Below are 20,012 nucleotides of genomic sequence, written 5' to 3' on the forward strand. Positions count from 1 at the left end.
TTCGGTGAGGCGAAAGTCATCCCGTCGATCGATCTCGATATCAACGACGGCGAGTTCGTCGTCTTCGTCGGCCCGTCGGGCTGCGGCAAGTCCACGCTTTTGCGCCTCATCGCCGGGCTGGAAGATGTCTCCGGCGGAAAGATCGCCATCGACGGCAAGGATGTCACCGAAAAGGCCCCGGCCGAGCGCGGCCTTGCCATGGTGTTCCAGTCCTATGCGCTTTATCCGCATATGAGTGTCAGGAATAACATCGCCTTCCCGCTGAAGATGGCCAAGCTCGACAAGGCGGTGATCGATAAAAAGGTCGAGGACGCCGCCCGGGTGCTGAACCTCACCGATTATCTCGAACGCCGGCCCTCGCAGCTGTCGGGCGGCCAGCGCCAGCGCGTCGCCATCGGCCGCGCCATCGTGCGCGAACCGAAAGCCTTCCTGTTCGACGAGCCGCTTTCCAACCTCGATGCGGCGCTGCGCGGCACCATGCGGCTGGAAATCTCCGAGCTGCACAACACGCTGAAGACGACGATGATCTACGTCACCCACGACCAGGTGGAAGCCATGACCATGGCTGACAAGATCGTCGTCCTCAACCGCGGCAATATCGAGCAGGTCGGCTCACCGATGGAGCTTTACCGCTCCCCCGCCAACCTCTTCGTCGCCGGCTTCATCGGCTCGCCGCGCATGAACCTGGTGACTGGCGATTACGCCCGCAGCAAGAACGCCGCCACCGCCGGTGTGCGGCCCGAACATCTGGTGCTGTCGAAAGAAAACGGGCTGTGGCAGGGCAAGGTCACGGTTGCCGAACATCTCGGATCGGATACCTTCCTGCATCTCGATGTCGATGGCATCGGGCCGATTACCGCAAGGACCGATGGCGAGTTCGAATGCAGGCATGGCGATACCGTCTTCATCACCCCCGACGAGACCAAGATCCACAGGTTTGATGAAAAGGGTAAGGCAATATGACGGGAAGACTGGAAGGCAAATCCGCACTGATAACAGGTTCGGCGCGCGGCATAGGCCGTGCCTTTGCCGAAGCCTATATACGTGAGGGGGCAACCGTCGCCATTGCCGATATCGATTTCGAACGCGCCAGCAAGACCGCCCGCGAGATCGGCGAGAACGCCTATGCCGTCGAACTTGACGTCACCAAACAGCATTCCATCGACACCGCCATTCGCACCGTGGAAGGCCAGACGGGTGGACTCGATATCCTCATCAACAATGCCGCGCTGTTCGATCTGGCACCGATTGTCGAGATCAAACGCGAGAGCTACGAAAGACTGTTTTCGATCAACGTGTCCGGCACGCTGTTCATGATGCAGGCCGCCGCAAAAACAATGATTGCTCGGGGAAAAGGCGGCAAGATCATCAACATGGCAAGCCAGGCGGGCCGGCGCGGCGAGGCCTTGGTGGCGGTTTATTGCGCCACCAAGGCCGCCGTCATCAGCCTCACCCAATCGGCGGGGCTCGATCTCATCAGACACGGCATCAACGTCAATGCGATTGCGCCGGGCGTGGTCGATGGCGAGCACTGGGACGGCGTGGATGCGCTGTTTGCGAAATATGAAAACCGCCCCGCCGGTGAAAAGAAGCGGCTGGTCGGGGAGGCCGTGCCCTTCGGCCGCATGGGCCGTGCCGAAGACCTGACCGGCATGGCGATCTTCCTTGCCTCCGATGAGGCACAATACATCGTCGCCCAGACCTATAATGTCGATGGCGGCAACTGGATGAGCTGAGTATCGGGCGCCTGTCGTCCGGCCTTGGCACGAACAACGTTTCCCCTTCGAGGATCGTGACATGACATGCAAACTCTCCCTCGTAACGCTTGACGACGCCAGAAAAACCGCGGCTGTTCCGGCCTATTCCCGGACCGATCTTTCCGCCGGCATCGTGCATTTCGGCGTCGGCAATTTCCACCGCGCCCATCAGGCGGTTTATCTGGATGATCTCTTCAATACCGGAACGGACCATGACTTCGCCATCATCGGCGCGGGCGTTCTGCCCTCCGATGCGGTGATGCGCGAGAAACTCGCTGCGCAGGATTTCCTGACGACGGTGGTGGAGCAGGACAATAACCGCACCGGCGCGCGCGTCACCGGCCCGATGATCGACATATTGCCGGTTGGTGACAGCAGGACCATCATCGATAAGCTGGCAGACCCGAAAATCCGCATCGTTTCCATGACGATCACTGAAGGCGGGTATTTCATCGATGCCTCCGGTTCCTTCAACCCGCAGCATCCGGCCATTGCCGAGGATGGCAGAAACCCGGCTTCACCGAAAACCGTGTTCGGCCTCATCGTCGCCGGGCTGAGGGCACGGCGGGACAAAGGGCTGCAACCCTTCACCGTCATGTCCTGCGACAACATTCCGCATAATGGCAAGGTCACGAAAAATGCGGTGGTCGGGCTCGCGGCCCTGTCCGATCCGGCTTTCGCCAACTGGATCGGCGAAAACGTCGCTTTCCCCAATTCCATGGTCGACCGCATCACGCCCGCGACAGGCGAGCGCGAACGCAATATCGCCCGCGACGATTTCGGCATCGAAGACAACTGGCCGGTCTTCTGCGAGGAGTTCAAGCAATGGGTGATGGAGGATAATTTCCCTGCCGGCCGCCCGGCGCTGGAAAAGGCCGGCGTGCAGTTCGTGAAGGATGTTGCGCCCTATGAGCACATGAAAATCCGCATCCTCAATGGCGGCCATGCGGCAATCGCCTATCCGGCGGCTCTGCTCGATATTCATTTCGTGCATGAGGCCATGGAACATCCGCTGATCCGGGCATTTCTGGCAAAGCTTGAAAATGAAGAGATCATCCCGGTCATTCCGCCGGTTCCCGATACGAATCTTGCCGATTATTTCGGGCTGATCGAACGGCGTTTCCTCAATCCGAAAATCGGCGACACCATTCCGCGTCTGGCACAGGATGGCTCCAACCGCCAGCCGAAGTTCATTCTGCCCTCCACCGCCGACCGTCTGGCGCGCGGCGAAGATATTGTCGGCCTGTCGCTGGTTTCGGCGCTCTGGTGCCGTTATTTCCAGGGCACTTCCGACAGCGGCAAAGAAATCGCCTTCAACGATGCGAGCGCCGAGCGGCTTCAGGCGGCGGCCATCAAGGCCAAGGACGATCCGATGGCCTTCCTCGCGCTTGGCGATATTTTCGGGGAGGTTGCCGAATCGGCGCTTTTCCGTAAACGCTTTGCCCATGCATTGAAAACGCTGTGGCAAGAAGGCACGGCGAAGACCTTGCAGCTTTATTTGGATGACAAGCTGGCTGAAAAGTGACGTGAGATGAAAGACCGGACCGGACCCCTTTTGATTTTCGACTGCGACGGCGTTCTCGTCGACAGCGAGCCGGTCTCGATTTCAGTGCTTCTCGACATGCTCTCCCATCTCGGTGTGACGATGGGAGAGGAGGAAGCCTATGAGCGCTTCCTCGGCCGCAGCGTCGCCAGTATGACGGCGACGCTGTTTGAGGATTACGGTGTCGAGACCGATATCGATTTTCTCGACCATATGCGCGCAACATTGTTCGAGCGTTTCCGCACCGAGCTTCGGCCGATTGGCGGCATTGCCGAAACGCTGGACAGGCTTGTGGGCCTGAAACGCTGCGTTGCCTCGTCCAGCCAGCCGGAGCGCATTCGTTATTCGCTGGGGCTGACCGGCCTGATCGACAAATTCGAGCCGTATGTCTTCAGCGCCACCATGGTGAAGAATGGCAAGCCGGCGCCTGATCTTTTCCTGCATGCCGCGCGTGAAATGGGCGCTGATCCGCGTCACTGCATCGTGATCGAGGACAGCCCGGCGGGCATTGCGGCGGCGAAGGCGGCCGGCATGGCGGTTTTTGCCTTTACCGGCGGCTCGCATGCGCGGTTTCCCGCATTCCGGGAAAAGATCGCGGGTCTCGGGGCCGATGCCACGTTTGACGCCATGCCGGATTTGGTCCAACTTGTCGACGGTTATGTGGGGAAGGGCGGTTTTGACAGCCGGGTGGCACGTGACGCAGGCTGAAGCAAACCTTGCCTGCCGCCGCCGGGACGTCGTTGCGCAAGGGATGGAATTGAAGTCTTGATGCGTCAGAATCTCGTGGCTGTCGATGTCGGTACGGCGAGCGCGCGCGCCGGGATTTTCGATCCGGCCGGCAGGCTTCTGGCCCGCTCCACCCATCCCATCCTGATGCAGAGGCCGCAGGAAAACCACGCCGAACATGACTCCACCGACATATGGAACGCGGTCTGCATTGCGGTGAGGGCAGCGCTTGCCGATGCGGGTGTGTCGCCGCAAAGCATTGCGGCAATCGGTTTCGACGCCACCTGCTCGCTCGTTATCCGTGATGAAAGCGGAGAACCGGTTTCGGTTTCGGTGACCGGCAAAGACCGGTTCGATACGATCGTCTGGCTCGACCACCGGGCAATCGACGAGGCCGACCGGCTGACGGCCTCCGGCCACCGCGTGCTGGATTTTGCCGGCAGAAGCATGTCGCCGGAAATGCAGATGCCGAAGCTGATGTGGCTGAAGACGCATATGCCGGCGAGCTGGTCGCGCATGTCCTTCGCCTTCGATCTGGCGGATTTCCTGACATGGAAGGCGACCGGCTCCGCGAAGCGTTCAAATTGCACGCAGACGGCGAAGTGGAATTTCCTGGCGCAGGAAAATCCGGGCTGGCAGGCGGATTATCTCGAAATGGCCGGGCTTGGTGATCTGAAGGAACGGGCCGGGCTGCCCGACACCACGGTAATGCCGGGGGAGAGCATCGGTTCACTGTCGCCGCAGGCCGCCGCAGATCTTGGTCTGGACACCGGCTGCCAGGTGGCGGCGGGCATGATCGATGCCTATGCCGGTGCTCTCGGCGCGCTTGGCGGTTGCCTTTCGGCGGATGTGGGCCGGCATGTGGCGCTGATTGCCGGCACCTCGAGTTGCCTTGTCGCCATGTCTGAGCGGCAGATGCCCGGTCACAGTCTCTGGGGTCCCTATTGGCAGGCGATCCTGCCCGGCCATTGGCTGGTGGAGGGTGGGCAATCGGCCACCGGTGCGCTGCTCGATCATATCGTGCGCATGCATGCGGCCGGCGGTGAGCCGGATACGGCCCTGCATGCCCGCATCGTTGCGCGGGTAACGGAGTTGCGCGCGCTTGAGGGCGAGGCCTTTGCCGATCGGTTGCATGTGCTGCCGGATTTCCATGGCAACCGCTCGCCGCTTGCCGATCCGCATGCGGTCGGCGTCATCAGCGGGCTGACGCTGGACACATCTTTCGACAGTCTCTGCCGTCTTTACTGGCGTACCGCCGTGGCGATCGCGCTCGGCGCGCGCCATGTGCTCGATGCCATGGAGCGTTTCGGTTATGCGGTCGAAAGCCTGCATGTCACCGGCGGGCACGTGAAAAACCAGCTCCTGATGGAGCTTTATGCCGATGTGACGGGCAAGCGCATCGTGGTTCCCGCGACCGCCGATGCCGTTCTTCTCGGCACGGCGATGACGGCGGCGGCTGCCGGGGGCGTCCATGCGGGGCTTGCGGCGGCTGGTGCCGCCATGTATCCGGGCAATGCGGAAATTTCCGGAAATACGGCGCTTGCGCCCCGTTATGAGCGCGATTATCGCCGGTTTCTCGCCATGCACCGTCATCGCCAGGAGCTGGAAAGCCTCTGATTTTTTGCAAAATGTTTGGCGAGGGCGTCGCCGCATATTTCTTCTCCCCGCCGGGGAGAAGGTGGCCCGAAGGGTCGGATGAGGGGGCAAGCTCTCCGAATATCTCGACCGTCGCCCCCTCATCCCTCTGCCGCGGACTTCTCCCCGCCGGGGAGAAGAAATACGCGGCACCCGCTCGATCCATATGCCTGCAGGACGCCGCTCAGATGCCGAGCGAGCGCTTCAGGCCGGTAAGGTTTTTCATCCGCGTCCTGCGCGTCTCGTCCGCGCCGGCAATCAGGCTGCAGAGGGTGAATTCCATCAGCGCGACCAGTTGCAGGAGGCCCTGGCCGCCATTCTGGGCGTGCGGCATGGCAAGACAGATATCGGCGCTTTCAGGTCCCCATTCATAAAACCGGGTGGTGATGAGCAGGGTTCTGTAGCCGCTCTTGCGCGCCGTCGAAGACAGGCTCTGCAGCGGCGACAGGCTGCCGCCGCAATCCATGAGGATGAGAAGGGCTTTTGCCGGGTCAAAATCCCATAGCGCGACATAAGCGGCGCTATCGCTGCCGAGATAATGGACCTGCCTGCGGTATTCCAGCAACCGTCCATGGAAATGGCGGCCGGTGCCCATGCTTTCAGGGGATGTGGCCAGAAAAATATCGGAGGTGGAGGCGATCTCGTTCATTGCCAGACGCCAGATCGGCTGGGAGGTCATGTCGAAAGCGGTCTGGATGGCCTGGATCTGTTGTGACAGAAGCTGGGAAAACGGATTGGACTGTTCTCCACCTGCAACGGATGCCGTTTGCTCCTCACCCCCCATTTCTTCCGCATGGCGCAGATCGGCACGGATATCGCTGAATTGCCGGTATCCAAGCGAGCGTAGGAAGCGGCCGACCGTCATCGGGCTGAGGCCGAGCTTCGCAGCCAGCGTCTGCGCCGTTTCGAATGGCAACTCGTCCAGATGCTCGATCAGATATTTGGCGATCTTGCGCTCGGAGGGTGTGCCAGCCTTCATGGCACGCGTGAGGTTCAACAGCAGCTTTTCCACCAACGCCTCATTCTTATGATTATTGAACGATGATGCATGCGCGCGCGCCAAACAGCGTGCGAACCGCTTTTTGACGGTGGGGGAAGCTTTTCCGGCCATGTCCTCCACCGGACCGGAATGCGAATTATAATAGGTATTTTATTATATTTTAGAGATATCTTTTATTCAAGGGAAATTCCATCTGCGGTTTAATTCCAGGCGGTTGGCGGCTTGCTGTGGTTCTTGTACAGCCGACGGCAAGCTCCTATCTCTCGCTGGGTCAGAAAGTTTCAACGCAGGAAGCGGCAAGGGAGTTCCGAATGATATTCGATGCGGCAAGGCTGGCGTTTCAAAATCTCTTTGCCGCCGAAACCCGGTCGGTTTTCTGGAAGGTTCTGGGGCTGACGCTTCTCGTGCTGGCGGCGCTGTGGTTCGCCATTCGGTCGATCTTCATCTATTTCGCCCTGCCGTGGGTGGATACGCTGATCCCCGGCGTGCCGGACTGGGCGGGCTGGCTGACCTTCGTTTTCGCCATTTTCGCCGGCATCGGACTTGCGCTGGCGCTGGCGCTGCTCATTTCGCCGGTCACCGCCGTCATTGCCGGCCTGTTTCTCGACGATGTCGCCGAAGTGGTTGAAAAAAAGAACTATCCGAACGACCCACCGGGCAAGGCGATGCCGGTCGGTGAGGCTGTTCTGTCGTCCATCAAGTTCTTCGGTGTCGTCATTGCCGGCAACCTTGTCGCGCTGTTGCTGCTGCTTGTGCCGGGTATCAATCTCATCGCGTTTTTTCTGGTGAACGGCTATCTGCTCGGCCGGGAATTCTTCGAATTCGCGGCGATGCGTTTCCGCTCGCCCGCCGAAGCGAGGTTGTTCCGTTCAAAACACCGCACCACCGTTTTCATGGCCGGGCTGGTAATCGCCGCCTTCCTGGCGGTGCCGTTCCTCAACCTTTTGACGCCGCTTTTTGCCGCCTCGATGATGGTGCATCTGCACAAGGCCGTCAGCCGGCGCGATCCATCATTCGCCGCCGGCCGCACCGAACAGCTGCGCGGGTAATTCCACCAGTGGCGCTGGAATATCGAAGGTCTTTTCTGGCGACTTGCAGATATCGGCGATCACGCAGCGTTCGCATTCCGGCTTGCGCGCCTTGCAGCAATAACGCCCATGCAGGATCAGCCAGTGATGGGCGTGGAACAGATATTGTTCAGGAATGATGCGGATCAGCCGGTCTTCAACCTCGTCAGGGGTTTTGCCCGGCGCAAGACAGAGCCGGTTGGCAATGCGGAAGACGTGGGTATCCACCGCAAGCGTGGGCACGCCGAAGGCCATGGACATCACCACATTGGCAGTCTTGCGGCCCACACCCGGCAGCGTCACCAGCTCCTCGCGGGTTTTCGGCACCTCGCCGCCGAAATTGTCGATCAGCATCTGCGACAGGGCGATGACGTTTTTCGCCTTGTTGCGGTAAAGGCCGATGGTCTTGATATGGCCGATCAGTTCTTCCTCGCCGAGCGCCAGCATCTTTTCCGGCGTATCGGCCACCTTGAACAACGCGCGTGTGGCCCGGTTCACGCCCACATCGGTCGCCTGCGCGGAAAGCGCCACTGCTACCAGCAGGGTGAAGGGATTGGTATGTTCCAACTCGCCTTTCGGCTCCGGCCGCTGAATGGAAAAACGCCGGAAGATCTCGGTGAGCTCGTCCTTCGAATAGGCCGTTTTCACCCGCGTCGGCTTGCGCGCGGATGCCGGATTTGACTTTTTCAATGTTTGGGTGCTGGATCGTTTTTTGGCGACTGTCATGGACTATCTATAGCCAGCCCGCCTTGAGGAAAGCAACGTGGATACGCTCAACGACCAGCCGATTTTCGCGGCGGAACTCGTTCCGCACCGTTCGCTTGGCAGAAGGGGTTTCCGGCTGCTCCTGCTTTTCTCCGGCCTGGCCTGCCTTGTCTATGGCGGCTTTTTCCTCGCCACCGGGGCATGGCCGGTCGGCCTGTTCTTCGGGCTGGATTTCCTGCTGCTTTATGCCGCCTTCCGCGCCAACTACCGGGCGGCGAAGGCGCGGGAAGAGGTCAGCGTCTCGCGCACCAGCCTGTCGATCCGCAAATTTTCTCCGGCAGGGCGGATGGTGGAGCATCGCTTCAATCCCTTCTGGGCGCGCTTCAGGGTGAGGCGGCATGACGAGATCGGCATCGTCTCCATGCATGTGACGGGTGAAGGCCGGGCAACCGATATCGGGTCGTTTCTCAATCCGGATGACCGGGAAAGTTTCGCCAAGGCTTTTGGCGGTGCGCTGGCGACTGTCAGGCGGCGGATGTGAGTGGATCAGGAAGTTGTCGTGGCGCGGTGGTCTCCTTCCCTCATCCCTGTGCTTGTCACAGGGATCCAGCCAGCCCAAGTCTTTGGGCTGAAAAGAGTCCCTCGCCACGCGGACGCGTGTCTGCTGGATTCCTGTGACGAGCACAGGAATGAGGGTGCGTAGGTGTTCCGGCTAACGAACATTCCTTGCGTATCATGATGCTGCGCAAGAAACGGGTGGAGACGAAGTCGCTTTAATGGTTTTCTCTTACCCGTTAGGAGATTTGCGATGAACGCCAATATTACGCTGAACGAAGACATCACCCCCATCGGAACGGATTACGACACGGTGCGCGGGGTTATCGAGCTTTTGACGCTGGATTATCGCGAGCAGCCCTCCCTCGAAGCCATTGCCGCAGAGCTCGGCCAGTCGCCGACGCAATTGCAGAAGACCTTCACCCGTTGGGCCGGCCTTTCGCCCAAGGCATTCCTGCAGGCCGTAACGCTCGATCATGCCAAGAGGCTGTTGCGCGAAGAGGATTTGCCGCTGCTGGAAACCTCGATCGAGGTTGGCATGTCTGGCCCCGGACGCCTGCACGATCTGTTCGTCACCCATGAGGCCATGTCTCCCGGCGAATGGAAGGCCAAGGGCGGCGGGCTGACGATCCGTTACGGTTTCCACACCTCGCCCTTCGGGCTTGCGCTGGTCATGGTGACCGATCGTGGCCTTGCCGGCTGCGCTTTTGCCGATCCGGGTGAGGAAAGGGCCTGTTTCGAGGACATGGCTGGCCGCTGGCCGAATGCGGACTATGTCGAGGATCGCGAAGCGACCGCGCCCTATGCCGCCCGCATCTTCGATCCGTCCATGTGGTCGGCGGACAGGCCGTTGCGCGTCGTGCTGCTCGGTACGGATTTTCAGGTGCGTGTCTGGGAAAGCCTCCTGAAAATCCCGATGGGCCGCGCGGTTACCTATTCGCACATCGCCTGCGATATCGGCCAGCCCACCGCGTCGCGTGCGGTCGGTGCGGCGGTCGGCGCCAACCCGGTGTCCTTCGTCGTTCCCTGCCATCGCGCCGTCGGTAAAAGCGGGGCTCTGACGGGGTATCACTGGGGCCTGACCCGCAAGCGGGCTATGCTCGGTTGGGAAACGGGGAAGGTGTGAGGCGGGGCTTGGATTGTCTTTGCCGATCTGCCTGGGATCGGTTATTCTTTGCCCATGAAAAGCACGATTGAACTTCCCGACGATCTGAAGCACCGGCTGGATATCTTAGCCGAGCGCTCGAACTCGACACCAAGCCGCATCATAGAAGATGCGCTTTCTCATGGACGTTCTCTGGCATGGCAGGAGAAATGGACGAGCGGCGTGAGGGCAGGGTTGGCGGAGGCCGATGCCGGGGAGTTTGTTACTGAAGAAGAGATCAACGTAGTTCTGAATAAATATGCCAAGGCCTGAAACGCGTGCGGTTGGTTTGGACGCGGCGTTATCTCCGGGAGCTTGATGCTATAGGCAACTATATCGCCGAACGTAATCCGCGTGCGGCAATAAAAGTCGTTAGGGCAATTCACCAGACGACGGCACGTCTTCTATCCGATAATCCTCATTTAGGACGCAGTGGCGAAATTGAAGGGACTAGGGAACTGGTTATTTCCGGCCTGCCCTACATCGTCGCCTATCGCGTGACGGAGCAACAGGTCGAAATCCTGTTCGTGCAACATGCCGCCCGCGAATGGCCTGACGAAGCCTAAACCAGCTCCATCAATGCTCGCGCCGCCGCCTCGTCTGTTATCAGCGTATTACAGCCGATCCGCTTGATCGTGGCGCGGATGGCGATGGCGCGATGGGCGCCGCCAGAGGCCAGCACGATGTGTTTGGCCTTACGTAGCGTATCGAGATCGATCGCCATGGCGCGCTGGTTGATGGGGTGATCGACGGAGCGGCCTTCGGCATCGATGAAATTGAACATGGTGTCGCAGACGCAACCGGCATCGATGAGTTCCTGCAGCGTCGCCTTGGAAATAAAACCTTCCGATAACGACGTCGAATGGGGGCCGATATCGCCGCAGGAGACGATGGCGAGATCGAGCGTTTCCGCGAGATCGTAAAGTGTCGCAAGCCCGCATTTTTCGATCAGCGCCCGTTTGGTCTCAACCGAATCCACCAGAAGCGGCGCAAGGAACATGTAACATTCCGCCCCGAGCGCGCTTGCCAGCCGCCAGGTGTAATCGAGCGGGTTGGTCTGGTGCACGGCAACGATGCCGCCGAGCAGCGACACGACCTTGCAATTTTCCCGGCGCGGCGGGCGGAAGCTGGAAAGCGAGGCGGTCATGGTGCGGCCCCAGCCGACACCGATGGTGGCTTCGTTCGGCACCGCTTCGGAGAGGAATTGCCCGAGCGCCAGCCCGACCGCCTTGGCCGTGCCTTCGGCGTTCGCCTTATCCGGGGATGGGCCGGGGGAAGGGATGATCACCGCCTCGTCCAGCCCATAAGCCGCCTCCAGCCGGCCGGCCAGCTCGACGAAATCCTCGATGCCTTCGTTGATCCAGATTTGCACTTCGGAGCGCTTCATCGCCTCATCCAGAAGGCGGATGACGGTGGAGCGGCTGATGCCGAGTTTTTCCGCGACGTCTTTCTGCGTCATGCCCTGATTATAATAGAGCCATGCGGCGCGCAGCCGCAGAGACGCCGCTTCCGAATAGGCCGTATGGGTTTCTCTTCTCAGTTTCGCCACGGTTTCCGCCATTCTTTATGTTTGGGGAGTATCGCAGGCGTGAAACTTATGTCAATTGCGATGCGCAAATGTCTTGACTTTTGGCCCTGTCGCTTGCGATAGTCGGAGCCGGACAGAACCGCGATTTCGGCCTTGGGCGCACCCATGGTGCGGGAACGAAAAGACGGCTTGGCAAGTTTTGAAGAGATCATGAAGGATCATTCGGTATGACGTCTAAACTCGAACAACTTCGCGCCATCACTACGGTCGTTGCCGATACCGGCGATATCGAGGCGGTTGCGCGCCTGAAGCCGGTGGATTGCACCACCAACCCCACCATCGTTCTGAAGGCGCTCGGCACCCCGGCCTTTGCCGATGCGGTGAAGGAAGCCGTCGCATGGGGCAAGAAGCAGGGCGGCCAGTCCGACGCCGTGGTTGCCGCCGTTGCCGACCGTCTCGCCATTTCCGTGGGCGCAGCCCTTGCCGGCCTCGTTCCGGGCCGTGTGTCGACCGAAGTCGATGCCGACCTTTCCTTCGATACGCAAGCCTCCATCACCAAGGCGCGCCACATCATCGCCGCCTATAAGGAGCGCGGTATCGAGCGTGAACGCATCCTCATCAAGCTCGCCTCCACCTGGGAAGGTATCAAGGCCGCCGAGGTTCTCCAGTCCGAAGGCATCGATTGCAACCTGACCCTGCTCTTCTCTCAGGCCCAGGCGATTGCTTGCGCCGAAGCCAAGGTCTTCCTCATCTCGCCCTTCGTCGGCCGTATTCTCGACTGGTACAAGAAGTCCACCGGTGAGACCTACACTGCCGAAACCGATCCGGGCGTCGTGTCGGTGCGCAGCATCTACAATTATTACAAGGCCAATGGCATCGGCACCGTCGTCATGGGTGCCTCCTTCCGCAATGTCGGCGAAATCGAAGCGCTGGCCGGTTGCGACCGCCTGACGATCAGCCCGGCGCTGCTGGAAGAGCTGGACAAGGACAGCGGCAAGCTGGAGCGCAAGCTTTCGCCTGACAATATCAAGGCCGAGCCGCTGCAGTCGCTCGACGAAAAGGCATTCCGCTGGGCGCTCAACGAAGATGCGATGGCCACCGAGAAGCTCTCGGAAGGCATCCGCCTGTTCGCCAAGGATCTGGTGACGCTGCGCGAGATGGTCCGCAAGGAACTGACGCTGGCGGCCGCCTGATAAAAGAAAGGGGAACCATCCCGGTTCCCCTTGCGTTTACACCACATAAATCTCCAGTCATGCAAAAACGCGATCGGATCCCTGCCGGTCGCGTTTTTGTGTGTTTCAGTCGTTGCCGTTTCCCGTCGCCACTGCGGAAATGCGCTGTGCCGCATCGCGGATCAGCGCTTCGCAGGCCTCGCGCGTCGGCGCCTTGCCGTTAAGCGGGGTAATATAGGGGCAGGTAATGACGGCAAGGGCGGTGCCGTCGAGCGTCAGCACCGGGGCGGAGATATTGCGCACGCCGGCGGTCTGAAGGCTGTCCATGGATTCGAAGCCCTGTCGGCGCACCTGCGCCAGCCGTTCTGCCAGCCCCTGAGGCACGGTCTCGCCGCCGCCACGCACCTGTTCGGTGATCATGATCTCGCGTTGCGCATCGGTCTGGAAGGCCAGAAGCACATGGCCGGAACCCGTGTGGAACAGGCTCATCTGTGCGCCCACGCGCAGGGACATGGCCCAATAGGTTGAGGATTCCTGCTGGGCGATGACGACGACGCCGCCGCGGTCATAGACGGCCAGATGGCAGGCCTGCGCGGCGCTGGCCGAAAAATCGCGCATGACAGGGGCGGCAAAGGAGACGAGGCGGCGGATCGGCGCGTGGAAATGCGCCAGCCCGAACATCTTCAGCGTCAGCGAAAACCGGTCACCCTCCAGCCGCTGCACGTAACCGCGGCGCACCAGCCGGTCCAGCATGCGGTAAAGTTCATTCGGGCTTTTGCCGATCGACTTCGCGATCTCGATCTGCGTCAGTCCGCCATCGGTACGGGCCAGAAGCTCGAGAATATCAAGACCCTTGTCGAGGGCGGGAGCGCGGTATCTTTCGCTGTCGTCGTCGGTCATCTGGCCTCGATGGTGTTTTGCGTGGTCGCCGGATGGGCAGCCTGAAAATATGGTTGCCCGATAGCCGACATCCGCGCAAGTTTGCTTGACGCCATATGAATACCGCGTTTACATATGAATTGTCGATCCATATTTGAGATCATCGAAATTCAGCGACCTGAACCCCGATGGGCGGGCGCGCTATAGCGGGAGGCTATTCATGGTGCAGGATTTTAACGGCCGGACAGTGGTAATCACCGCCGCCGGCCAGGGTATCGGCCGGGCGACGGCGGAGCGCTTCATATCGCTCGGCGCGCGCGTCATTGCCACCGATATCAACGAACAGGCGCTTTCCACCCTGAAAGGTGCGGAAACGCGGGTTCTGAACGTACTGGATGGCGATGGCGTCAAGGATTTCGCCGCCGATATCGGCCATGCCGACGTGCTGTTCAACTGCGCCGGTTTCGTTCATTCCGGCACCATTCTCGATTGCGAAGAAAAAGACTGGGATTTCTCTTTCGATCTCAACGCCAAGGCCATGTACCGCACCTGCCGCGCCTTCCTTCCCGGCATGCTGGAAAAGGGCAAGGGCGCGATCGTCAATATGTCCTCGGTTGCATCAAGCGTGAAGGGCGTTCCCAACCGTTTCGCCTATACCGCCTCCAAGGCCGCGGTCGTGGGTCTGACCAAGGCCATTGCAGCCGATTTCGTCACCAGGGGCATTCGCTGCAACGCCATCTGCCCCGGCACTGTCGACAGCCCGTCCCTGCATGACCGCCTGCGTGCCACCGGCAATTACGAACAGGCGCTGGCGGATTTCATTGCACGCCAGCCCATGGGCCGCATCGCCACGCCGGAAGAAATTGCGGCGCTCGTGACGTATCTCGCTTCTGATGAGGCAGGCTTCACAACCGGCCAGATCCATGTGATCGATGGTGGTTGGACGGGCTGAGGGATTATTGCGGGAGAGAGAAGACGGGGCCGGCGTGTATTAGCCGGTTGAGGTTTTAACATCTCCACAAACTCAACGTCATCCTCGGGCTTGACCCGAGGATCCACACCTCAGGCCATGGATCCTCGGGTCAAGCCCGAGGATGACTCAGGAGAGTGTGCAGTTTTCAGAGATTAAAGGCGACCGGCGTAAAAGCCGGTCGCTTTTTTTCGTTCAGACGACCGCGCTTCCGGCCATCAGTGCAAGCACGAGGAAGACCAGGAAGATCACCACGGCGATGAAGAACAATATTCGGGCCACGCCCGCCGCTGCCGCCGAAATGCCGGTAAAGCCGAATACGCCCGCGATCAAAGAAATAACAAAGAAAATAAGAGCCCATTTCAGCATGGAGCTTCCCCTTTCGCTTAATTTTCAAGAGTCTGCCGTCTCGCAGCGGACTCTCGAAAATGACGCGCAAAAGGCGAAAATGTTCCATGCTCCCGCAAAAATCGTTGTTTTGGAGCGTTTTCACTTTCCTCGAATGGCGACAACCCTCGGACTCTTTGCCCTGCCGCATTTTCGGACGGAAAACCGGGGGCCGCCTTTCCTTGGCGCGCTCTAAATCCCTCTTTCACCTACCGCATCGATGCGGTGGGCTTTCCAGGTGGTGCGGATGAAGGTGGCAACGAAAGCAAGGCTCATGAAAAGCACGATGGTGGGGGCAGGGGCGCTGTCTATCAGGAAGCTCAGCCATATGCCGCAGAGCGATGATGTGACCGCCACTGCGATGGCGACAACCAGCATGGTGGAGAAGCGTCGCGTCAGCAGGAAGGCGATCGCGCCCGGCGCAACCAGCATGGCCACCGAGAGGATGATGCCGACCGCCTTCAGCGCGCCAACCACCGTCAGCGACAGAACCATCAGCAGACCGTAGTGCAGAACACGCACCGGCAGGCCGATTGCTTTGGCATGCTGCGGATCGAAGGCGTTGACCAGCAAATCTTTACGCAGGATGCTGAGAAACAGTGTGGCGAAAAGCGCGATCAGGCCCGTCTCCAGCATGTCCGACGGCGCAATGCCCAGCATGTCACCGAAGAGAATGTGGTCAAGATGCATATCGCTCTGCACCTTCACGTAAAGCACCAGCCCCAGCCCGAACATGCCGGAAAAGACGATGCCTAGCACCGTGTCTTCCTTGATGCGGCTGTTTTCCTTGATGAAACCGGTGCCGAGTGCACAGATCATGCCGGCGATAAAAGCGCCGATGGAAAGCGGGATATTGACGATATAGGCGATCACCACGCCCGGCAGCACGGCATGGGAGACAGCGTCCCCCATCAGCGACCAGCCCTTCAGCACCAGAAGACAGGAGAGCATCGCCATCGGCACTGCGATCATCAGCGTGATCACGAAGGCATATTGCATGAAAGGCAGCTGAAACGGTAGGATGGCGAGTTCGAGATATTCACTCATGGCGTTTCTCCGAGCGCCTTGCGGGCCTTGGCCCGGGATGCGAGCAGCCCGTGTTTGGGGGCGAAGACGAAGGCGGCGAGGAAAATCGCCGTTTGCAACACGACGATGACGCCGCCGGTCGCACCATCGAGGAAATAGCTGAGATAAGCGCCGACGAAGCTGGTGGCCGCGCCGATGATGAGGCTCATCAGGATCAGCCGTTCGAAACGGTCGGTCAGCAGATAGGCGGTGGCCCCTGGCGTCACCACCATGGCGACGACAAGGAAGGCCCCGACGGTCTGAAGGGCGGCAACCGTGGAAGCCGCAAGCAGCGTGAAAAAGATCACCTTCAGCACTTCAGGCTTCAGCCCCACGGTGCGGGCGTGGTTTTCATCGAAGAACACCACCATAAGGTCACGCCATTTCAGCGCCAGAACCAGCAGGCTGATGCCGCCAATCAGCGCCAGCTGGATCGTGTCTTCAGTGGTGATGGCCAGAATATTGCCAAGCACGATGGTCTGGATATTGATCGAGGTGGGCGAGAGCGAGACCATGAACAGGCCAAGCCCGAAAAACGAGGTGAAGATGAGCCCGATGATCGCGTCTTCCTTCAGCCGCGTCTTCTGGTTCAGGAACAGCATGGAGCCTGCCGCAAGCCCGCCGGAGAGAAAGGCGCCGAGCGAAAAGGGCAGGCCCAGCATATAGGCGCCCGCCACACCCGGAACGATGGCATGGGAAAGCGCATCGCCGATCAGCGACCAGCCCTTCAGCATCAGATAGGCCGAGAGAAAGCCACAGACGCCGCCCACCAGTGCGCTGACCCAGATGGCGTTCAGCATGTAACCATAGGTGAAAGGCTCAAGAAGGCTGTTTATCATCGACTTTTTCTTTCGGAGCCTGCGGATCATGTCCGTTTTGGCCATTCTTGCCGTAAATCACGAAAGGCCGCTCGTCATCGGTGATGACCTTCACCCGGCGCGGATCGGCGTCGTTATGCAGGTCCGCCCCGCCAAGCACAAAGTGGCGCAGGCTGCCGCCAAAGGCCTTTTGCAGGTTCTCCTCGTTGAAGGTATCCGCGGTCTTGCCCGATGCCAGCACCGTGCCCTTGACGAAGACGGCGCGGTCACAGAATTCCGGCACGCTGCCGAGATTATGGGTGGAGACCAGCATGACGCGGCCCTCGTCGCGCAGCGCCTTCAAAAGTGCGACGATCTGCTCTTCCGTCGTCACGTCGACACCGGTGAAAGGCTCGTCCAGCAGGATCACCTGACCCTCCTGCGCCAGAGCGCGGGCCAGAAACACCCGCTTCTTCTGTCCGCCGGAGAGTTCGCCGATCTGGCGCTTGCGATAATCAAGCATGTTGACGCGTTTCAGCGCCTCTTCGACCATGTGATGGTCTCGTTTCGAGGGGATGCGCAGGAAATTCATGTGGCCATAACGGCCCATCATCACCACATCCTCCACCAGCACCGGAAAGCTCCAGTCCACCTCTTCGGCCTGCGGCACATAAGCGACGAGATTTTTCCTGAGCGCTTCCTTCACCGGCAGGTCGAAGATCGAGACGGAACCGGCGGCAAGCGGCACGAAACCCATGATCGCCTTGAAAATCGTGGACTTGCCGGCGCCATTGACGCCGACAAGTGCAGTGATCGTACCGCGTGGAATGGAAAAGCTGGCATTTCTTAATGCGGTGTGGCCGTTTCGATAGGTCACTGTCGCATTTTGAACCGTCAGGCCGCCGCCTGATTTTTTATTGCCCATTCTCATGAAGACAGTCCCTTGGCGATGGTTTCGCTCGTCACCCGCAAAAGGTCGAGATAGGTCGGAACCGGGCCGTCCGCCTCGCTCAGCGAGTCCACATAGAGGATGCCGCCATAGGCCGCGCCGGTTTCCTTGGCCACCTGCTGGGCGGGATCGGCGGAAACCGTGCTTTCGCTGAAGATGACGTGGATATTGTGCTCGCGCATGGCGTCGATCACGCCGCGCACCTGCTGCGGTGTGCCCTGGCTGTCGGCATTGACCGGCCACAGGAACAGTTCCTTCAGGCCGAAATCGCGGGCGAGGTAAGAAAACGCGCCTTCGCTCGTTACCAACCAGCGCTTGTTTTCCGGCAGAACGGAAAGCGTGTCGCGGATCGGCTGCACGGTGGCCTTTATCTTGTCCGAATAGGCCTTGGCGTTGGCGGCATAGACATCGGCATGGGCGGGGTCGATCTTGGTCAGTCCCTCGCGGATATTTTCCACATAGATCAAGGCGTTATCGGGTGACATCCAGGCGTGTGGATTGGGTTTTCCCTGATAGGCGCCACCGCTGATCGCCATCGGCGTCACACCCTCGCTCACCGTCACGCTCGGCACGCCGGAGAGATTGGCCAGGAATTTTTCGAACCACAATTCCAGATTGAGACCGTTACGCAGGACCAGATCGGCCTTGCGGGCTTTCAGAATGTCGCGCGGGGTTGGCTGGTAGTTGTGAATTTCCGCGCCCGGCTTGGTGATGCTCTCCACCTCGGCCGCATCGCCCGCCACATTGCGCGCCATGTCGGCGATGATGGTGAAGGTGGTGACCACCGTGGGTTTCTCCTGCGCCTTTTCCTGAGCGATGGCGGCGGCGGGAAGAAAAAGCGAAAAAGCGAAAATGGCATGCCGGATTTTCTGGAAATTCACGTCTGTCACCGAATGTTGTTGCGATTAATTCGCAATACCATCTGTTATAAAATCACGTTTGTCAACGCTATTGCAAATCATTCGCAATTTAGCAGAATTCGCAAATGTCCGAAAATGGTGCGTTTTTGCGGGTGCAACGCCGGGCGGGTTAAACTTTTTTCAATGAGAAAGCGGCACTATCGCAAGGCTCGGGACAGCGTGGTCCAGGGCTTTATCCCGCGTGTGTTCCTCATCTTTCGAGCCACGTTTCGGGGTGAGGGCGATAAGGCGGGGTACTTGATGTCAGGATGTTGCGGGTGAAGGCTGTATTCGGACGAATGCGGTTTTCGCGCAAACTCGTTATGATCGGAGGCGGGATCCTGCTCTTGGCAGGTGCGACCGGTTCTGCTGCCGTGTTTATCGGCAGCGAGCGGCTGCTTGGACCATCCTATGCCTCTGCCAACGGGCTTTCATGCGACGCAGTCCAGACGGTCAACATCCGCAAGAACGGCTCCCTCTGGGTGCGCAAATTCATCCGCACCGATGGCGGCGACGGCACGGAGCGGTTAAAGACCGCCCTGCGCGTCGCCAAGGCAGTTTACGACAAGCAGAAGCCCGATCTGGTGCAGGTCTCCGTGCTCGACAGGAATGGGCCGCAACTGCGCTCGGAAATGCGGGGCCGTGCCATTGCCGCACAGGTGGTCTTCATTGCCGATCCGGCAAAAATTCCCGAGGGCGCGGATGCCCAGCGTTATTCGGCCTTTTATTATGACGGCGCCGCCAATGGCAGCGGCCAGTTTTACGGGCTACGCATCGATCTGCCGCTGGAAGACAGCGAGGCGATGGCCGCAAGCCTGACGGATATGACCGATTGCGCGACGCCCGCTGCGGATGCCGCCGGCGAAAGCCAGGATGGAAAGGGCGCGAAAGCGGCGTCGGGGCACGGCGAAACCAAGGGCGGACACGATGCTGCGCCCGCGCAGACGAAGGAGGGCGGCGCTGTTGATAGTGAAACCCACTCTCCCGAGGCGTCATCGCCCGAAGCCCATGGCGAACCCACTGCCGACGACCTCCTGACCTCCACACCGGAAGCCGATGGCGGCAGCATCTTCAGCATGACCTATCTGAAATCACTGATCTTCGGAAAAGGCTCGACGACTGCGCAGGCGGCGGAGGGAAAGCCGGCTGAGAGTGCACCGGCGGAAGAGCCGGTTGCGGGGAAGTCGGGACATTAAGAGGCTTTAGTTCGTCTGGTCGTGCGAGCTGGCATTCA

The 20,012-nt window shown here is 59.9% G+C and carries 22 protein-coding genes; 13 read left to right on the plus strand and 9 right to left on the minus strand.

Features of this window, described 5'->3' with window-relative positions; translation table 11 throughout:
- The 5 genes from AC1ROR_RS23260 to AC1ROR_RS23280 all read left to right on the plus strand — a co-directional run.
- On the plus strand, positions 1-963 hold a 963-nt coding region (locus AC1ROR_RS23260), incomplete at its 5' end, for an ABC transporter ATP-binding protein (RefSeq protein ID WP_498590891.1).
- Positions 960-1,736: an L-iditol 2-dehydrogenase gene (locus AC1ROR_RS23265; RefSeq protein ID WP_035228271.1), complete on the plus strand. Its 777-nt coding sequence runs from the start codon at positions 960-962 to the stop codon at positions 1,734-1,736. The genes AC1ROR_RS23260 and AC1ROR_RS23265, both read left to right, overlap by 4 nt.
- Before the next feature lie 61 nt (positions 1,737-1,797).
- Positions 1,798-3,282, plus strand: coding sequence for a mannitol dehydrogenase family protein (locus AC1ROR_RS23270; RefSeq protein ID WP_498590892.1), 1,485 nt, complete (start codon positions 1,798-1,800; stop codon positions 3,280-3,282).
- Between the two features lie 6 nt (positions 3,283-3,288).
- Positions 3,289-4,008 carry an HAD family hydrolase gene (locus tag AC1ROR_RS23275; RefSeq protein WP_498590893.1) on the plus strand — a complete coding sequence of 240 codons (720 nt, stop codon included), beginning with the start codon at positions 3,289-3,291 and terminating at the stop codon, positions 4,006-4,008.
- Positions 4,009-4,068: 60 nt separating this feature from the next.
- Complete coding sequence (locus AC1ROR_RS23280) at positions 4,069-5,643, plus strand: FGGY-family carbohydrate kinase (protein WP_498590894.1); 1,575 nt, start codon at positions 4,069-4,071, stop codon at positions 5,641-5,643.
- Between the two features lie 202 nt (positions 5,644-5,845).
- Here the strand turns inward: AC1ROR_RS23280 and AC1ROR_RS23285 are convergent, their stop codons facing one another.
- Positions 5,846-6,676: a MurR/RpiR family transcriptional regulator gene (locus tag AC1ROR_RS23285; RefSeq protein WP_498590895.1), complete on the minus strand. Its 831-nt coding sequence runs from the start codon at positions 6,674-6,676 to the stop codon at positions 5,846-5,848.
- Positions 6,677-6,972: 296 nt separating this feature from the next.
- Here AC1ROR_RS23285 and AC1ROR_RS23290 point away from each other — a divergent pair, with 296 nt between their 5' ends.
- Positions 6,973-7,710 (plus strand): sulfate transporter family protein, encoded by a 738-nt coding sequence (locus AC1ROR_RS23290; RefSeq protein WP_498590896.1) that lies wholly within the window; start codon positions 6,973-6,975, stop codon positions 7,708-7,710.
- Here the strand turns inward: AC1ROR_RS23290 and nth are convergent.
- A complete protein-coding gene (gene nth, locus AC1ROR_RS23295; RefSeq protein ID WP_498590897.1) occupies positions 7,672-8,454 on the minus strand; it encodes an endonuclease III in 783 nt (260 codons plus the stop codon). The genes AC1ROR_RS23290 and nth overlap by 39 nt on opposite strands.
- A 37-nt stretch (positions 8,455-8,491) precedes the next feature.
- Here nth and AC1ROR_RS23300 point away from each other — a divergent pair, with 37 nt between their 5' ends.
- From AC1ROR_RS23300 to AC1ROR_RS23315, 4 genes are all read left to right on the plus strand, one after another.
- Positions 8,492-8,974 carry a DUF2244 domain-containing protein gene (locus AC1ROR_RS23300; protein WP_003523126.1) on the plus strand — a complete coding sequence of 161 codons (483 nt, stop codon included), beginning with the start codon at positions 8,492-8,494 and terminating at the stop codon, positions 8,972-8,974.
- A gap of 267 nt (positions 8,975-9,241) precedes the next feature.
- Entirely contained in the window at positions 9,242-10,114 is an 873-nt protein-coding gene (locus tag AC1ROR_RS23305) for a methylated-DNA--[protein]-cysteine S-methyltransferase (protein ID WP_080839795.1), read from the plus strand.
- A 54-nt stretch (positions 10,115-10,168) separates the two neighbouring features.
- Positions 10,169-10,405 (plus strand): CopG family ribbon-helix-helix protein, encoded by a 237-nt coding sequence (locus AC1ROR_RS23310; RefSeq protein ID WP_035228253.1) that lies wholly within the window; start codon positions 10,169-10,171, stop codon positions 10,403-10,405.
- A gap of 5 nt (positions 10,406-10,410) precedes the next feature.
- The gene (locus tag AC1ROR_RS23315; protein WP_498590898.1) at positions 10,411-10,698 is read left to right on the plus strand and encodes a type II toxin-antitoxin system RelE/ParE family toxin; all 288 of its coding nucleotides are present in this window, start codon (positions 10,411-10,413) and stop codon (positions 10,696-10,698) included.
- On the opposite strand, the gene AC1ROR_RS23320 is transcribed toward AC1ROR_RS23315, so the two are convergent.
- Complete coding sequence (locus tag AC1ROR_RS23320) at positions 10,695-11,681, minus strand: sugar-binding transcriptional regulator (RefSeq protein ID WP_035228277.1); 987 nt, start codon at positions 11,679-11,681, stop codon at positions 10,695-10,697. The genes AC1ROR_RS23315 and AC1ROR_RS23320 overlap by 4 nt on opposite strands.
- A gap of 206 nt (positions 11,682-11,887) precedes the next feature.
- Here AC1ROR_RS23320 and tal point away from each other — a divergent pair, with 206 nt between their 5' ends.
- Positions 11,888-12,853: a transaldolase gene (gene tal / locus AC1ROR_RS23325; RefSeq protein WP_498590899.1), complete on the plus strand. Its 966-nt coding sequence runs from the start codon at positions 11,888-11,890 to the stop codon at positions 12,851-12,853.
- A gap of 105 nt (positions 12,854-12,958) precedes the next feature.
- Here tal and AC1ROR_RS23330 read toward each other — a convergent pair whose 3' ends face one another.
- Positions 12,959-13,732, minus strand: coding sequence for an IclR family transcriptional regulator (locus AC1ROR_RS23330; protein ID WP_498590900.1), 774 nt, complete (start codon positions 13,730-13,732; stop codon positions 12,959-12,961).
- Between the two features lie 199 nt (positions 13,733-13,931).
- Here AC1ROR_RS23330 and AC1ROR_RS23335 point away from each other — a divergent pair, with 199 nt between their 5' ends.
- Positions 13,932-14,663, plus strand: a complete 732-nt coding sequence (locus AC1ROR_RS23335; protein WP_174058732.1) for an SDR family oxidoreductase — start codon at positions 13,932-13,934, stop codon at positions 14,661-14,663.
- Between the two features lie 213 nt (positions 14,664-14,876).
- Here the strand turns inward: AC1ROR_RS23335 and AC1ROR_RS23340 are convergent, their stop codons facing one another.
- The 5 genes from AC1ROR_RS23340 to AC1ROR_RS23360 form a co-directional block, all read right to left on the minus strand.
- A complete protein-coding gene (locus AC1ROR_RS23340; protein WP_003499086.1) occupies positions 14,877-15,050 on the minus strand; it encodes a DUF1328 domain-containing protein in 174 nt (57 codons plus the stop codon).
- 210 nt (positions 15,051-15,260) lie between these two features.
- Positions 15,261-16,115, minus strand: a complete 855-nt coding sequence (locus AC1ROR_RS23345; protein WP_498590901.1) for a metal ABC transporter permease — start codon at positions 16,113-16,115, stop codon at positions 15,261-15,263.
- Positions 16,112-16,972 (minus strand): metal ABC transporter permease, encoded by an 861-nt coding sequence (locus AC1ROR_RS23350; protein WP_498590902.1) that lies wholly within the window; start codon positions 16,970-16,972, stop codon positions 16,112-16,114. The genes AC1ROR_RS23345 and AC1ROR_RS23350 overlap by 4 nt, the downstream gene beginning before the upstream one ends.
- Positions 16,953-17,861, minus strand: coding sequence for a manganese/iron ABC transporter ATP-binding protein (locus tag AC1ROR_RS23355; protein ID WP_167377617.1), 909 nt, complete (start codon positions 17,859-17,861; stop codon positions 16,953-16,955). Before AC1ROR_RS23355 ends, AC1ROR_RS23350 begins: the two co-directional genes overlap by 20 nt.
- On the minus strand, positions 17,858-18,760 hold the full coding sequence (locus tag AC1ROR_RS23360; protein WP_498590903.1) for a metal ABC transporter substrate-binding protein: 903 nt from the start codon (positions 18,758-18,760) through the stop codon (positions 17,858-17,860). Before AC1ROR_RS23360 ends, AC1ROR_RS23355 begins: the two co-directional genes overlap by 4 nt.
- Before the next feature lie 317 nt (positions 18,761-19,077).
- Here AC1ROR_RS23360 and AC1ROR_RS23365 point away from each other — a divergent pair, with 317 nt between their 5' ends.
- A complete protein-coding gene (locus tag AC1ROR_RS23365; protein ID WP_498590908.1) occupies positions 19,078-19,974 on the plus strand; it encodes a hypothetical protein in 897 nt (298 codons plus the stop codon).
- Positions 19,975-20,012 lie beyond the last annotated feature (38 nt).

The sequence above is a fragment of the Agrobacterium sp. GW821-FHT14E08 genome (assembly GCF_058803865.1).